At 48.6% G+C, this 16,878-nt stretch carries 8 protein-coding genes, 1 pseudogene and 1 other annotated feature; of the genes and pseudogenes, 4 read left to right on the top strand and 5 right to left on the bottom strand.

Annotation, left to right across the window (positions count from 1 at the left end; all coding sequences use genetic code 11):
• Nucleotides 1-19 precede the first annotated feature (19 nt).
• Nucleotides 20-1,489: a glutamate synthase subunit beta gene (locus GMA8713_RS04385; protein WP_062706112.1), complete on the bottom strand. Its 1,470-nt coding sequence runs from the start codon at nucleotides 1,487-1,489 to the stop codon at nucleotides 20-22.
• Nucleotides 1,482-6,029, bottom strand: coding sequence for a glutamate synthase large subunit (gene gltB / locus GMA8713_RS04380; RefSeq protein WP_062706109.1), 4,548 nt, complete (start codon nucleotides 6,027-6,029; stop codon nucleotides 1,482-1,484). The genes GMA8713_RS04385 and gltB overlap by 8 nt, the downstream gene beginning before the upstream one ends.
• 573 nt (nucleotides 6,030-6,602) lie before the next feature.
• Between gltB and mnmL the strand changes: the two are divergent.
• From mnmL to arcB, 3 genes and pseudogenes are all read left to right on the top strand, one after another.
• Nucleotides 6,603-7,527: pseudogene (gene mnmL, locus GMA8713_RS04375) on the top strand (tRNA modification radical SAM protein MnmL/YtqA).
• A gap of 131 nt (nucleotides 7,528-7,658) precedes the next feature.
• Nucleotides 7,659-9,419: a diguanylate cyclase domain-containing protein gene (locus tag GMA8713_RS04370; RefSeq protein WP_062706106.1), complete on the top strand. Its 1,761-nt coding sequence runs from the start codon at nucleotides 7,659-7,661 to the stop codon at nucleotides 9,417-9,419.
• Between the two features lie 138 nt (nucleotides 9,420-9,557).
• The gene (gene arcB / locus GMA8713_RS04365; RefSeq protein ID WP_062706105.1) at nucleotides 9,558-11,909 is read left to right on the top strand and encodes an aerobic respiration two-component sensor histidine kinase ArcB; all 2,352 of its coding nucleotides are present in this window, start codon (nucleotides 9,558-9,560) and stop codon (nucleotides 11,907-11,909) included.
• A gap of 133 nt (nucleotides 11,910-12,042) precedes the next feature.
• Here arcB and arcA read toward each other — a convergent pair whose 3' ends face one another.
• A complete protein-coding gene (arcA, locus tag GMA8713_RS04360) occupies nucleotides 12,043-12,762 on the bottom strand; it encodes a two-component system response regulator ArcA (RefSeq protein ID WP_062706102.1) in 720 nt (239 codons plus the stop codon).
• Between the two features lie 746 nt (nucleotides 12,763-13,508).
• Between arcA and GMA8713_RS04355 the strand changes: the two genes are divergently transcribed.
• On the top strand, nucleotides 13,509-14,003 hold the full coding sequence (locus GMA8713_RS04355; RefSeq protein WP_062706099.1) for a putative 4-hydroxy-4-methyl-2-oxoglutarate aldolase: 495 nt from the start codon (nucleotides 13,509-13,511) through the stop codon (nucleotides 14,001-14,003).
• A gap of 65 nt (nucleotides 14,004-14,068) precedes the next feature.
• Here the strand turns inward: GMA8713_RS04355 and GMA8713_RS04350 are convergent, their stop codons facing one another.
• Complete coding sequence (locus tag GMA8713_RS04350) at nucleotides 14,069-14,542, bottom strand: hypothetical protein (RefSeq protein ID WP_062706096.1); 474 nt, start codon at nucleotides 14,540-14,542, stop codon at nucleotides 14,069-14,071.
• A gap of 248 nt (nucleotides 14,543-14,790) precedes the next feature.
• The gene (aceK, locus tag GMA8713_RS04345; RefSeq protein WP_062706093.1) at nucleotides 14,791-16,506 is read right to left on the bottom strand and encodes a bifunctional isocitrate dehydrogenase kinase/phosphatase; all 1,716 of its coding nucleotides are present in this window, start codon (nucleotides 16,504-16,506) and stop codon (nucleotides 14,791-14,793) included.
• A 242-nt stretch (nucleotides 16,507-16,748) separates the two neighbouring features.
• Nucleotides 16,749-16,866: a sequence feature (Thr leader region), on the top strand.
• The last annotated feature ends 12 nt before the right edge of the window (nucleotides 16,867-16,878 follow it).

Raw genomic sequence — 16,878 nt, 5'->3', positions numbered from 1 at the left:
AAGATAACATTCGTTATTTTTATGCGGAGAGCATCAGTGAGTCCGCTTTGGCCTCGAGGTTGGTGCCGCCCATCAGATATGCATCGATAGAGCGGGCACATTCACGGCCTTCATTGATACAACGTACGACCAATGACTGGCCTGTACGCATATCGCCTGCAGCGAATACACCTTTCTGGTTGGTCTGGAAGTCCTGTGTTGCAACATTGCCGCGGTCATCCAGTGCCACATCGAGTTGTGCCAGCACACCGTGTGGTTCTGGGTGCAAGAAGCCCATCGCCAGGAATGCCAGATCACAAGGGATTTCACGCTCAGAGCCTGCAACTTCTTCGAAGGTTGGACGCTCACCAGGTGCTGCGTCTTTCCATACGATGTCAGCCATGCGCAGTGCTTTCACGTTGCCGTTTTCGTCGCTGATAAACTCTTTGGTCAGAATGTTCCAGTGACGCTCACAACCTTCTTCATGAGAAGTTGAGGTGCGCAGGATCATTGGGTACTGAGGCCAAGGCATGTTCGCGGGGCGTTTCTCTGGCGGGATCGGCATGATTTCCACCTGAGTAATGCTCGCAGCGCCATGACGGTTTGATGTACCGACACAGTCAGAGCCTGTGTCACCACCGCCGATAACCACAACGTGTTTGCCTTTGGCGTGGATTTCTTCAGTTTTCAGATCCATACCGTTTGCGCGGCGGTTGTTCTGACCCAGAAACTCCATCGCAAAGTGCACACCTTTGAGCTCGCGGCCCGGGATTGGCAGGTTGCGTGGCACAGTAGAGCCACCCGTTAGCAGCACGACGTCGTAGTCCTGACGGATTTGCTGAGCATTAACATCAACACCAACATGTGCGTTTACTTTAAACTCGATTCCCGCTTCAGCCATTAGGTTGATCTTACGGTCAATCACGTCCATACCCAGCTTGAAGTCTGGGATACCAAAACGCAGCAGGCCACCGACTTTTTCATCACGCTCAAACACAGTCACAGAGTGACCTGCGCTGTTGAGCTGCTCAGCCGCTGCAAGACCAGCAGGACCAGAACCAATGATCGCCACTTTCTTGCCTGTACGGGCAGTCGGTGTTTTCGGCTTGGCATAACCTTCGCGGTATGCCGTTTCCACGATGGTCTTTTCAATGTTACAGATGGTGATTGGGTCCTGGTTAATGCCCAGGACACAAGAACTTTCACATGGAGCCGGGCAAACCCGGCCAGTGAATTCTGGGAAGTTATTTGTCGAGCTCAGGATGTGCCAAGCTTCTTCCCAGCTGTCGCGGTAAACCGCATCGTTAAACTCAGGAATGATGTTCCCGATTGGACAACCGTTGTGACAGAAAGGCACACCACAGTCCATACAGCGGGAAGATTGTTCATTTATTTTCTCGCCAAACTCGTCGTTCAGTACAAACTCCTTGTTGTCCTGAATACGAACGGCAGGGTCTTTTTTGGCCGGTAGTTCACGGCCAAATTCTAGAAATCCGGTTGGCTTACCCATTTACAGCCTCCACTTCTTCCTTGTTAGCGGCTTCTTCTTTGCGTTTTTGCAACACAGCTTTGTAGTCGCGTGGCATGACTTTGACGATAGACTTAAGGTTCTCTTCAACATTCGCAAGGAATGTTTCTGCAACCGTACTGCCTGTCAGCGCATGGTGCTTGCTGATCATTTCTTTCAGCAGTGCGATGTCTTCTTCATCCAGCGGATCCAGATCCACCAGCTCAGGGTTGAGTTTGGATTCGAAGTCATTGAACTGATCCCAAACGTAAGCTACACCACCACTCATACCCGCAGCGAAGTTACGGCCAGTTTGACCGAGAACAATGGCAATACCGCCAGTCATGTATTCACAGCCGTGGTCACCGATACCTTCGACAACCACTTTCGCGCCTGAGTTACGTACACAGAAACGCTCACCGGCTACACCGCGGATGAAAGATTCGCCCGAGGTTGCACCGTAGAAACAGACGTTACCGACAACGATGTTGTCTTCGGCAATGATGTCGCTCTTCACGTCTGGGTAAAGCACCAGAGTACCGCCAGACAGGCCTTTACCCCAGTAGTCGTTCGCATCACCTTCAACGGTGAAGTTCACGCCTTTCGCGAGGAAGGCACCGAAGCTTTGACCTGCAGAACCTTTGAACTTCACGCTAATTGCTTCCGGCAGTCCCTGATCTTTGTACACTTTCGAAATTTCGTTCGACAGCATGGTACCGGCACTGCGGTCGGTATTCACAATCGCGAATTCGGCATCAACTTTACGACCTTCTTTCAGCGCGCTGGATGCGGCTTCAATCAGGCGGCGGTCAAGCACGGTTTCCAGACCATGGTTTTGCTCGCGCTGGCAATACATTGCATCGCCTTCACGTGGCTCTTCTTTGTAAAGAACAACGTTGAGATCCAGATTCTGGTATTTCCAGTGACCGACATCAGAGCGAACTTTCAGGTGCTGTGACTGACCAACCATCTCGTTGATAGAGCGGTAACCCAGCTCTGCCATGATTTCGCGCAGACCTTCAGCCATGTAGGTGAAGAAGGTGACGATGTCTTCTACGCGGCCATCGAAGCGCTCACGCAGTGTCTTGTTCTGGGTAGCGATACCGACAGGACAGGTGTTGAGGTGACACTTACGCATCATGATACAGCCTTCAACAACCAGCGCTGCTGTTGCTACACCCCATTCCTCAGCACCCAAAAGAGTCGCTACTGCGAGGTCACGAGGGGTTTTCATCTGACCGTCAGACTGAACCACGATGCGGTTACGCAGGCCGTTTTTCAGCAGCGTCTGGTGCGTTTCAGCCAGACCCAGTTCCCATGGCAGACCAGCGTGCTTGATTGAAGACAGTGGTGATGCACCGGTACCGCCGTCGAAGCCAGCAATCAGAACCACGTCTGCTTTTGCTTTTGCTACGCCTGAAGCGATGGTGCCGACACCCGCTTCAGAAACCAGCTTGACGTTCACACGTGCTTTGCGGTTTGCATTCTTCAGGTCATAAATCAGCTGTGCCAAGTCCTCGATAGAGTAGATATCGTGGTGTGGCGGTGGCGAAATCAGACCAACCCCTGGAGTGGAATGACGGGTGCGACCAATCCAGTCATCAACTTTGTGACCTGGAAGCTGACCACCTTCACCTGGCTTCGCGCCTTGTGCCATCTTGATCTGAATTTCATCAGCATTGGCAAGGTAGTAAGAGGTCACACCGAAGCGGCCAGAAGCCACCTGTTTGATAGCTGAACGTTCCCAATCACCGTTTTCTTTCTTGTCAAAACGGACAGGGTCTTCACCGCCTTCACCGGAGTTAGACTTAGCGCCGATACGGTTCATGGCAATCGCCAGCGTAGAGTGCGCCTCATGAGAGATAGAACCAAAGCTCATTGCACCTGTCGCGAAACGCTTCAGGATGTTTTCAACCGGTTCAACCTCTTCCAGAGGAATGCTGCCAGCAGGGTTCTTCACGAAATCAAACTGGCTACGCAGGGTTGCAGCATCATCGCCTTGGCTGTCTACTGCATGGCAGTATTCTTTAAACTGCTTTTTATCCTTGTTGCGGGTGGAGTTTTGCAGCAAGTGGATAGTTTCAGGGTTGAACAGGTGCTTTTCACCACGTTGTTTCCACTGATAAACACCACCTACGTCCAACATCTGAACAGGGATTTCACGCGTTGGGTAGCCAAGACGATGACGGATCAAAACCTCTTTCGCAATATCGTCAATCGACAGACCCTGTATACGGGAGACGGTGCCAGTGAAGTATTTGTCGACCACTGCTTTGCTGATACCCAGTGCTTCGAAAATTTGCGCACCGTGGTATGACTGTAGGGTTGAGATGCCCATCTTCGAGAAGATTTTCAGAAGGCCAGCATTGATCGCTTTGCGGTACTGTTCAAACAGCACATCCACATCCGCTTCTGGGTCCAGCTTCTTCTTACGCTGCAAATCCACCAGCGTTTCGTAGACGAGGTACGGGTTAACAGCATTCGCACCGTAGCCAACGAGTGTGGCGAAGTGATGGGTTTCACGCGCGTCACCGGTTTCAATCACGATATCGGCTTTCGCACGCAGACCTTTGCGGATCAGGTGGTGGTGAACCGCACCGACAGCCAGCATCGCTGGGATAGCAGCGTGGTTAGAGTTCACTGCACGGTCAGTCAGCAGGATGATGGAGTAGCCATCAACCACGGCATCTTCCGCGTATTGACAGATGCGCTTCAACGCACGCTCAAGTTTGCCTGGCTCACCGCTGGCACGGAATACGATATCCAGTGTTTTTGCTTGCAGGTGATCGTTGTCAACCGCACGCAGTTTTTCCAATTCAGCATTGCTCAGTACTGGCGATTCCAGCTCAACTTTGCGGCAGTGAATAGGCGACTCTGTCAGCAGGTTCTGATCTTTACCCAGATACGTTTTTAGCGACATCACCATGCGCTCACGGATCGGGTCGATTGGCGGGTTAGTCACCTGCGCAAACAGCTGCTTGAAGTAGTTAGATAGGTGCTGTGACTGGTGTGACAACACTGCCAATGGCCAGTCTGCACCCATGGCACCCAGTGCTTCTTTGCCGTCTTTTGCCATCGGCAAAATGATTTCGTTAACTTCTTCAGACGTCACACCAAACGCTTGCTGATGATGCAGCAGACGCTCTGGAGACGGCTGATGATGTTTGGTATCAGCGTCTGGTAGTTTATCAATGTGCAGCAGGTTCTTCTCAACCCACTCTTGATATGGCTGCGCTGAGGCGATTTCGTTCTTCACTTCTTCATCAGAAATGATGCGGCCTTGCTCAAGGTCAGCAACGAAAATACGACCTGGTTGCAGACGACCACGGAAATGAATGTTTTCCGGCTCAATCTCTACCACACCTGACTCGGATGCCATGATGAGATAATCGTCTTTGGTCACGGTATAGCGGCTTGGACGCAGACCGTTACGGTCGAGGGTTGCACCCACTTTCACGCCATCAGTGAAACAAACAGACGCTGGGCCATCCCACGGTTCCATGATGTTTGCGTGGTACTGGTAGAAGGCACGCAGCTTTGGATCCAGATTCGCGTTCTCTTGCCACGCTTCCGGCACCATCATCATCAGCACGTGTGGCAGACTTCGACCACTCAGAACCAGAAGTTCCAGCGCCATATCGAAGTTTGCAGAATCCGATGCACCTTCCTGACATACCGGTAGCAGCATTTTCAGCTCTTGGTCAGTGAACAGGTCTGATTCCAGCAAGGCTTCACGCGCCTTCATCCAGTTCAGGTTACCGCGCACGGTATTGATTTCACCATTGTGTGCGATATAGCGGAAAGGCTGGGCCAAACGCCAGCGCGGGAAGGTGTTAGTCGAGAAGCGCGAGTGAACCAGCGCCAGCGCCGTCACCATTGACGGGTTCTGCAGGTCGAGGAAGTACTGAGGTACCTGCTCTGTGGTCAACTGGCCTTTATAAACCAGTGTCTTGGCAGAAAAAGAGTTGATATAGAAGTCGTCGCCAATGTTTGAGACGCTTTCCAGACAAACGCGAACAGTGTAGTTACGTAGTACAAACAGTTTACGCTCAAGCTCATCAAGGGATAGACCGACACCACCTGTCACAAAAGCATGCTCAAATTGAGGCTCTGTGCTCAGAGGGTCTGCACCGATCATTGAGTTATCGGTAGGCAGAATGCGATAACCGATCACCTCCAGGTCAAGGCGTTTAGCATTGCGCTCGAAGATTTCACGGCATTGCTGACGCTTGTTCTCGTCTTTCGGGAACAGCATAACACCAACACCGTATTTGTCTGCTGATGGCAATTGAATGCCCAGCTTACGGGTTTCTTCGAGTAAGAATTCATGAGGTTTTTGTAAAAGTATACCTGCGCCGTCACCACTACACGGGTCACAGCCTTGGCCGCCACGGTGTTCCATGCGCGCCAGCATATCAAGTGCCTGAGTAACAATCGCATGAGACTTTCTGTTCTTCAGGTGGGCAACGAAGCCAATACCACAGGCGTCGTGTTCCATTTCGGGTACATAAAGCCCCTCGGTGCGTAGCACTGAATCAGTCATGTTTACGTCCTTCCAGTTGACACAAATGCAGGGGGAGCATTTGTCTTCCCTTGCTGTACCTGTTGCGGGCACAGCTGAGCGGTCGCCAAGTTTGAATCAACAAAATGTGTAAATTCGCGGTAACCAAGCCCGGCTACTGTAAAAAAGCAGTAACCATCTTATTTTGCAATCCTATGCATAAATGCTGCGCTTTCTTTAATTTGCCAGATAACGCTCTAAGTCGAGGCTGAGTTTGGCGAATTTTATTGCTCACAATTTGGGCGCAGCTGTAGCTATCCTACAATTTCGGGAAATTAATTACCATAAAAAGTTGCGCTTCGATGGCTATCTAAATGTCCACTTTAGACTTAATTTTTATTTCAAGTGAATAAAAATTCGAATTTGGCATCATCTTGTGAATATAAAGAAAAGTGCCGTAAGGTGTGACTTTTCCCTATGTAAAGGAAATGTAATTAACTTTCAGTTTGTTGATAAAAACTTAATCCAACATTGATTTGATCGAGGTTTTCTCTTTTTGTCGGATGTTAGGATCGCGCGCTTTTTTCCTTCATCCAATATTTCAGGCGGTCGACAATGGAACTTCATCAACTGGGGATACCTTTGGTCAGGATTTACAACGCAGGTATGGCGAAAAAGTTCACAAACTCACTCTGCATGGTGGGTTCAGCTGTCCCAACAGGGATGGCACGTTAGGGCGGGGCGGGTGTACTTTCTGTAATGTTGCCTCGTTTGCTGATGAAACGGCCCAGCAATTGTCTGTCACCAAACAGCTGTCTCAGCGAGCAACAGAAGTGAACCGTGCTAAGCGATACCTGGCTTATTTTCAGGCTTATACCAGTACCTATGCAGAGGTGGAAAAGCTGAAAGCCATGTACGAAGAAGCATTGAAGAGCGCTGATATCGTCGGCTTGTGTGTAGGGACGCGCCCTGACTGTGTTTCAGATGAAGTTCTGGATCTACTCGCCCACTATAAAGATGAGGGCTTTGAAATTTGGCTGGAGCTTGGGTTACAGACGGCGAATGACAACACGTTGAAACGTATCAACCGTGGTCATGACTTTGCTTGTTATGATGTTATTACACGCAAAGCAAGGGCGTTGGGCCTCAATGTCTGTACCCACCTGATCGTTGGTTTGCCGGGTGATACGAGAGCAGACCATATCAAGACTATCGAGCAGGTGGTTGAGACAGGTACAGATGGTATTAAATTACACCCTCTTCACATCGTTGAAGGTTCTGTAATGGCGAAAGCCTGGCGGGCAGCGCGTCTAGACGCTATTTCACTTGATGAATATGTAGAAAGTGCCTCTGAGATGATTTGCGCACCCCGGCAGATGTGGTTTATCACCGTGTCTCAGCGAATGCACGAAAGCCAACATTATTGGCACCTGAGTGGTGCGAAAACCGCTGGTTGGCAATGACAGATATCGCCCGGTCGTTGAATGTGAAAGGCGTTCAGGGAAGCTTGACGAGAAAGCCTTTCTATTTCCCACAATAATGTGACCGACATTAGATACCTTGCAAAATAAATTGAAGATATTCGTTTTATTTCATAGCCATATGGCAAGATTGGGTGTGATGTTTATTCAAAAAATGCTTATTCAAGGATAACGGGCAAAAGGTGGAAGGATGATTGATTGGTTACCATTAGCTGTGTTGTTGCTATTGGTAGGTTTTTTAACTGGAATGGTTTGGGTGTCCCATCGACGTGTAATGTCGATGAAAACATGGCAGCTATATCTGGCCAATCTTCACTCCCCCAAAGCGATAATCAACCATAAAAACGGGCGCATTTTGTATGCGAACCGCAGTTTTGTGCGCCTGTTTGATGTTGAAGTGGGCAGACATCAATATAAGATTCGGGGTGAACGGGAACAACAAACCATTGATACACTTCTCGCTTCCCGCCGTTGGCCGCACCCTTTTGTTGAAATGACCTCTGATTTCAGAGCGCTCTCGGATCACTGTACTCCTCGTCATGCCCGTTTCTCAGGGCTTCCCGTTTGGTGTGGAGGACAACGCATATGGATCGTGTCTCTCGAGCCAAAATCTGATGCTGTATATAGTGAGCCTTTTGCTGATAATGATAGTCAGATTTTCCGCAGTGTTATTAACTCCCTCGCCGAACTTATCTGTTTCCAAGACAAGGATGGCCGTATTGTTGGCTCTAATCTGGCGTATGACAGGTTTTGGAAAGGTCGCGAACAGGAAGGCCTGATTTTCTCAGCTGACGAAAATGCCCGGGGTCGACGAACTCAGCAAAGCTGGACGACAAATCCCAATGGAGATAGTTGCTTGCTTGAGTCCAACCAAACCGTATTGCTGGATGACGAAAACCATGCGTTTGGAACCTTGAGCATCAGCCATGACGTAACCAACTGGTATATGATGCGACAGTCGCTGGAGCAAGAAATCGAGGCCCGTCAGGAAGTTGAACAACAATTGAAAAAGCATAGTAATTTGCTGACCTCTATTTTCAAAGCCAGTGTAGACCCGATTGGTATTTACAATAAAGATTACGAGTTCCTTGGTGGGAATGCGGCTTTCGCAGAAGCGATGGGCGCACAGCATGATGAACTTGAAGGTGAGAACGCGGAAGATTTGATGGAGCCGGAAGTATTGGCACAGCACCGCAAGATTGACGTGCCTGTGCTTGAAAGTGGCGACACGGTGAAATATGAAGATCTGGTGATGAAGCGTGATGGTTCAATGGTTTGGTATGAGCTTACCAAGACCCAGTTCCGAGACCCGACAGATGACACCATTGGTGTGCTGGTGATTGCCCGCGACGTGACCGAACGTAAGGCAACTCAGCAGCAACTTGCAGATGCCATCATGGAGCTTGAGGAACTGAGCTTTGTGGATGGTCTCACCAAGGTGGCAAACCGACGCAGCTTTGATGAGCAACTGGTAAAAATGTGGCAATCACACATCCGTGAGCAAGAGCCTCTTTCTCTGATCTTCTGTGATATTGACTACTTCAAACCATATAACGATAACTATGGTCACCAGCAGGGGGATGAAGCGCTGCGCAGCGTGGCGGATGTGTTCCAACGAGTTATCAGACGTCCTCTGGATGCCGTGGCCCGTTATGGTGGTGAAGAGTTTGCAATTCTTTTGCCTAATACCACTGAGGAAGGTGCTGTTGTTGTCGCCCAAAATATAGCGGAAGAATTGAAGGTAGCGGCTCTTCCCCATGAATTCTCCAAAGTGGCCGACAGGCTGACCCTGAGTCAGGGTATTGCGACATTACATCCCGTCAGTGGCCAGGACTACGGTGATTTGGTGTCTTTGGCTGACCGTGCGCTATACAGTGCCAAACATGCTGGCAGAAACCAGGTGGCCACAAGCCAATCGCTGAAACAGGTTCGGCTTTCATCTAATGCCTGATCCTTTCTACTAGAAGGGTTGTGGGTGCAGGTAAAATGCTCCCTTTTTCTTTAGCTTCTCCGTCCCCAAGGGTATTATTTTCCCATGCTGATTCAATGCTGACTCAGCACTTCCTATTTATGTTGATCTGGACGTTCAATGAAGCAAATTAAACTCTTAGCTCAGTACTACGTGGATCTCTTAGTCAAGCTTGGCTTGGTTCGATTCAGCATGTTACTGGCGCTGGCTCTCGTTGCCCTCGCGGTAATTGTTCAAGTAGGCATCACTCTTGTGTTGAATGGTACGGTCCACGATGTCGATATTGTTCGCTCTGTTTTCTTCGGCCTACTGATCACCCCCTGGGCGGTGTACTTTCTCTCTGTCGTGGTGGATCAATTGGAAGAGTCCCGACAGCGTCTTTCAAAACTGGTTTCGAAACTTGAAGAAATGCGCGCCCGTGATATGGAGCTCAACCGCCAACTGACCGAGAACATCACCCAATTAAACCTCGAGATTGAAGAGCGTAAACGCGCAGAAGAAGCGCGTGAAGAGGCGATGCAGGACTTGGAGAATGAAGTCTATCAGCGTGAAAAAGCGCAGGTGGAACTGGCGGAGCAGACCGCGTTGCTTCGTTCGTTTATTGATGCTTCACCCGACTTGATTTATTACCGTAATGAAAAAGGCCAATTCTCTGGTTGTAACCGTGCGATGGAAGATTTGACCGGTAAGAAAGAAAAAGAGCTGGTGGGTCTGACACCTTGGGATGTTTACCGTGAAGATATTGCCAGCAAAGTGGTAGAAACTGACCAGCAGGTCTTTGATAGCAATGTTTCCCTGACTTATGAGCAGTGGCTGGAATACAAGGACGGGCGCAAAGCATACTTTGAACTGCGAAAGCTCCCGTTTTACTCCCGGGATGGACGACGTCTTGGTCTGGTAGGTTTTGGTCGTGAGATCACTGAACGTAAGCGTTATCAGGATGCGCTCGAAAAGGCGAGCCGCGATAAAACTGCGTTTATCTCCACCATTAGCCATGAGCTGCGTACGCCACTGAACGGCATTGTAGGCCTAAGTCGTATGTTGCTTGAAACCCGCCTCTCAGAAGAGCAGTTGGGTTACCTGCGTACTATCCATGTCAGTGCAATTACGCTGGGTAATATCTTCAACGACATCATCGATATGGATAAGTCAGATCGAAGCCGTTTGGAGTTGATGCCGCAACCGTTGGATTTCCCAGATTTTGTTTCCGAAATTGAAAACATCAGTGCCTTGATGGCTCAGCAAAACGGCCTGCGTTTCTCGCTGGATAGACTTACTGATCTGCCGCCAGCGGTCAAAGTAGACGCCACGCGCCTTCGCCAGATCCTCTGGAACTTGGTCGGTAATGCCGTGAAATTTACCAAGCAGGGGGCAGTGAATGTAACGGTCAGTTGCGACATTGAAGATGACATGGCTCACCTTCAGTTTGATGTGGAAGACAGTGGTGTCGGTATTCCACTGGAGGAGCAAGATAAGATCTTCGCCATGTATTATCAGGTGAAGCAAGGTGAAGATAACCTCCATGCTGTAGGCACAGGCATTGGTCTGGCCGTTTCCCGCAAGCTTGCCCGTTTGATGAACGGTGATATTACGGTAGATAGCGAAGTGGCCGAAGGCAGTAACTTCACTGTGACCTTGGCAGTGCCAGTTTGTGAAATGGTTTCCAACAAAGAGAAAGTGAATGCGGAGCAAAGTCCTCTGCATATTCTGTTGGTCGAAGACATTGAACTGAATATTACGGTGGCTACTAACTTGTTAGAAAGCCTTGGCCATTCGGTTGACGTGGCGCGAACCGGTCAGGAAGCGCTGACAATGTACCCACAGTCGCAATACGACCTCTTACTGCTCGATATTCAACTACCAGACATGACAGGCTTTGATATCGCTAAGACACTCAGAGGGATTGGTGAGGAATTGCCACCGCTGGTGGCGCTGACGGCGAATGTTATTAAGGACAAAACAGAGTACATCAAAAACGGCATGGATGATGCCATCAGCAAACCGATCAGTGTTTCTGCAGTTGCTGAAGTCATTGAGCGTCTGGCACTGCAATGCCCAGTGGCTGCTGAAGCTGCTGAAGTGAAAAAGCGAAAGAAGCCAGGCAATGAGATGCTTGAGAAGCTTCTGGATCTGGAAATGCTGACTTCGTATGTGGATATTGTGGGCCCTGAACCTGTGTTCCAGAGTATCAAGATGTTTGAAGAGCTAATGCCGGAATACATTCAAATCCTCGACAGTAATATGACGGCGAAAGATCAGGACGGTATTGCAAGTGAAGCACACAAAATTAAAGGTGCCGCAGGTTCAATTGGCCTGAAACACATCCAGAAAGTGGCGCAGAAAGCGCAATCACCGGAACTACCAGCCTGGTGGGAGAACATTGCTGATTGGGTTGATGAAATCAAAGAAGGTTATGTTCAGGATCTGGAAGTGCTGAAGCAGTGGCTTGAGGAATACTCCAAAGAGGCCTAACCAGAAATATTCACTGTAGAAAGCCTGATGAGCCAGGGTTAGCTAGAGATCACTAAACCCACCAAACCCTAAACTTTTAGATAACAAAAAGGCCTGCATCGCAGGCCTTTCTTATGTGCTTTTGGGGGAGAAATTAGATATCTTCCAGCTCACCACAAAAGCGGTAGCCTTCACCGTGGATGGTCGCGATGATTTCTGGCGTATCACCGAAAGACTCGAAGTGCTTACGAATACGACGGATAGTCACGTCAACAGTACGGTCGTGTGGCTTCAGCTCACGGCCTGTCATCTTCTTCAGAAGATCTGCACGGGTTTGGATTTTGCCCGGGTTTTCACAGAAGTGCAGCAGTGCACGGAACTCAGAGCGTGGCAGTTTGAACTGCTCGCTGTCTGGGCTGATCAGTGAACGGCTGTTGATGTCCAGCGTCCAGCCATTGAACACATAACGGTCAACAGAACGCTTGTCTTCTGGCAGGGCGCCTTGGCTCATCGCACGGGTCAGCAGGTTACGTGCACGGATAGTCAGTTCGCGTGGGTTAAATGGTTTGGTGATGTAGTCATCCGCACCGATTTCCAAGCCCAGAATCTTGTCAACTTCGTTGTCACGACCGGTCAGGAACATCAGCGCCATGTCACCTTGCTCACGCAGTTCACGAGCGAGCAGAAGACCGTTTTTACCGGGTAGGTTGATGTCCATAATAACCAGGTGAACCTGATTGTGAGAAAGCACTTGATGCATTTCTTCGCCATCGTTGGCTTCTAGAACGGTATAACCTTCTGCTTCGAAGATGCTTTTCAGCGTATTACGAGTTACGTGCTCGTCTTCAACAATCAGAATGTGAGGGGTTTGCATTGGCGTTACCTAATTTCTTTAAGGAATCTGGTACCGGGGACGACGTTAAAAAGGCGTATCCCCAATCAACCACAGTGTCTAATGACCCTGCGAAGAAAACTAACAAACAGGAAAAGTATATCAAATTGATTTGAATGCTTTTTGAGCATACCTTCCTGATACAAACGCCATCCCTAGAGAAGCTGGTTGCAGGTGCGATTTTCTGCACTGCATACTACTGGTCAACTCATTTTGACCAGCTAATCCTTTGGATAGCGCTGATTGTATTCATTTAACAGCGTGCTAACAATATTTTGTAATAAATCAACGCAACTTTTTTCAATCTTTATTGATATACGTCAATCTCGCTTTGTGTGGTCACAAATAGTGGAATTGCTGCCTAATAAACCAGCTGAATTTTACAAACTCGATTCAACTTTTTTGTACTATTACCACAGGTGTGAATATTGTGTAAAAACGATTTTATCAGACCATTTTGTCGCATACTGGTCAACTATCTCCTGTTGAGAGCTCTTGGCAGGTCACGGCAGTAAAAGAGAAAAATGAGTAAGGTTGCACACATACTTTTTCCTTCCATATCTGACAGTTATACCACTGTAGAGGCTCTTGCTGAATTTGACCGTTCCTTGTTCTTGCTTTGTCACTAACACCAAAGTTTGAGTGAGCTATGCCAGCTTTATGGAAACCGGATGAGGCGAAGCAGGAGTATCTTGCTAGCTTGATACCAAGACTTGATAGGAGGAAAGATGGAAGATTTACTGCCTGATATCAGTGATGCACATGGCGATGAGGTGATGTGGATACCTGTTCAGTGGCGCGATTTTGGCGGGAAAAAGGTCTTCTCCGGACGGGTGGAAACCTTGCGTTGCTACGAAGATAACTCCAAGGTGCGTGATATTCTGGGGAAACCCGGCGCTGGTCGCGTGCTGGTGGTGGATGGACATGGTAATTTGAACAAAGCCTTGTTGGGCGACTTGCTCGCCGAACGCGCAGTGGAAAATGGTTGGGAAGGTATTGTTATCTGTGGCGCGGTGCGAGATGCGGGAGCATTAAGTGAAATGGCCTTGGGTGTAAAAGCCTTGGGCGTGTGCCCCATCAAAACGGAAAAGCGTGGACTGGGTGATGAAAATGTTCAACTGCGCATAGAGGGAATTCCGGTATCGCCAGGAAATTACCTGTTTGCGGATCTTAATGGCGTAATGATTAGCCAACACCCGATTGAGTTTGGGGAACCATCATAAACAAAGAGTGAAGCATGAAATGAAGAAATCGCGATTGGCGATTTTTCTAGACAGAACTTCAGATTTTAGAAGCGATAACCCACGCCGAGTTGGTAATTAGCGGAGGCTGCGGGTGTTTGGTTGAGGTTGTAATCGAACTTCGCTTCCAAATTTAGCTTGTCGGTCAATCGGAGTTGGCTATTCATTCCCACCACGCCGATGGTTTCTTCGTTCACGCGTTCTGCTTGAACGGTACTACCAATGCTTAACTTCTCATTAAAGTTATATTGAATCCCACTGAGCAAACCTTTGCTGCTGGCGGTATGGTCTGTTTCTGTCGTCATTTCTGTACCCAGATACACGTTCACATTTTTCAGAACGGGATAGTGATAACCCGAAGAAATAGTCCAGCTATCAAAGCTTTGGTTGCCAGATGTAATGGAGCTCGAAAACCAAGGTTTCTGGTTTTCATCGAAGTATTCATACAGCGGTAACGAACCCTGCGCGAATGCAAAAAAAGCCACTGATTGCAGGGTGACGGCGAGTAGGTTTTTTTTCATTAAGCCACCTTCCCTGATTCGTTCTTATTAGACTAAGTTTTTAGTCTAGTTCACTTGTTTTGTTTTTGATAAAGAGAGTTTAAGATTTTCCATCTTCTCTCTCACCTGACGAATATATTCAAACGGTTATGGTGTAATTTGTTGAATTCGGCAAAATACCGTCGCTTACATGAAGCGTTTAATGTTTAAGCAAGTAGCGTGCCTGAATGGCGGTAGAAAATTGACGCCGATTGCTCGGCGTCTCATTTTTACTGATTGGTGAAGCGACAATCGTCGCTGTAAGGGAAAACGTCGTTAAATTGTCCCTGTTGAATGTTCTCCTGTAGCCCTTTCCAGTAGTCCGCTTCAAAGAGATCGGAATGAAGCTCGTCGAACAGAGCACGGATCTTTGGATTAATGAGCAGGAAAGTGCGGAATTCTTCCGGAAATACATCAAACTCTCCCACGCTATACCAAGGCTCGGCAGCCATTTCGTCTTCAGGGAAGCGAGGTGGCGGAATTTTGCGGAAATTCACTTCGGTCAGATAAGAAATCTCATCGTAATCGTAGAAGATCACCCGGCTGTGACGCGACACACCAAAGTTCTTGAACAGCATGTCACCGGCAAAAATATTGGCCGCAGCCAGCTGTTTGATTGCGTCGCCATATTCCTGAACAGCATTTCTCAACTCATCGTCATCTGCCTGCTCAAGGTAGATATTAAGCGGGATCATCCGACGTTCCATATAGAGGTGACGAATATGGACTTCATTTTTGGTCAGTTTGATCAGTGATGGTGCAACCTCAAGTAACTCTTCAATCAACGCTTCGCTGAAGCGTTCGCGGGGGAAAATGAAGTTCCGGTAGTCCAAGGTGTCAGCCATGCGGCCAACACGGTCGTGTTCTTTAACCAAGCGATACTTTTCTTTGACGACAGCGTGGGTAATGTCTTTTTGCGGCGCGAACCTGTCTTTGATGATCTTAAAGACAAAGCCATAAGAAGGCAGAGTGAACACTGACATGACCATCCCTTTGATGCCCGGTGCAATCACGAACTGATCGTCTGAAGATTCGATATGATGTAGGAACTCCCTGTAGAGCTCTGTCTTACCGTGTTTCTGACACCCTATAGCGGTGTAAAGCTGTGCCGGCGTTTTATGGGGCATCAGAAGGTTAAGAAAATCGACCAATGCTGCGGGAGCTGGGGCGAACACCATAAAATAAGAGCGGGCGAAGCCAAAGATCACACTGAGCTCGTCAGAGTCAGTGATACAGGCATCCACATACAACTCGCCTTTGGAGTTCACCAGAATGGGCAGCACCAAGGGACGAACCTGATTCGCCATATCAATACGTCCAATCAGGTAGGCAGCTTTATTCCGGTAAAAAGGCTCACGCACCATATCGATGGTGACTTCTTCAGTTAATTGCGGCCCGAGCCTGTGTTGCATGGCTTCGACAATACGGTGAATGTCCCTTGCCTTGTTGACCCACGGCATAGTGAAAGGGGTGTCATCCAGAATACGCTCTATGGTTTGGATCAGCTTTCTGTCGGAAGAGTAACGCTTGAGTAGTGGCGTTGGGTACTTTGGAATGCGGCCACCTTGAGAGCTGTTTACAAACAACTTCTCACGGCGGATGTTGCGGTGATCGAACATCCGACAATAGACAGAGTTAAAGAAGCTTTCTGCGATGTCATAACGCGGGTAATCGTCCAATAGGCGACTGTACTCCGCTTTTACCGCCATCAGGAAGGAGCGGGTGGCGTGCTGGCGCCCTAGCATTGTCTTGAGTTGCTGGCTGACAAGACCCACGTGGTGGTCATAAAAGTTAATGCGGGTTTTCAGGGCTTTTTGCACGCTTTTCCAGTCGCGCGCCTCAAACCTTTCCTGTGCCCCGGCCGTGACATCTAAAAATCGGCCATACATAGCATCAGAGCCTTGCAATATGGTCTGGGCGACCAATTCCTCCATCGCAACTGCCATGGTTCCCTCCTTCGCGGTTGCTGATTTTCTGTCCAATTCAATTAACTATGTCTGCCTTAATCATTCTTAGCAAGGAAGATGCTGGTAAATGGTGCGGTTTCTCATCTTTTAAATTCGTTAGAAATACTTGCGAAATGAAGCGTTTTTTTGAGAGATAACTTAAATTTTTGTTGACCTTGATACCCTTGTTCGGTAAAGGTTATAAAAACGCAGCACGGAAGGTTAAAAAGCCATGCTTAATACAGTCGGCACTACAACCATTATTACCATTATTACCAACACCATTGGTGCGGGTGCGGGCTGACATGCACAGAATTTTAAAAAGAAGCCCGTAGCCAACAAGGTACGGGCTTTTTTTTAACCCCTTTATTA

Origin of the sequence: Grimontia marina (assembly GCF_900060185.1) — a bacterium.
Taxonomy (GTDB): Bacteria; Pseudomonadota; Gammaproteobacteria; order Enterobacterales; family Vibrionaceae; genus Enterovibrio; species Enterovibrio marinus.
Note: the sequence above shows the minus strand (reverse complement) of the source record. Positions and strands in the feature narration are given on the sequence as shown.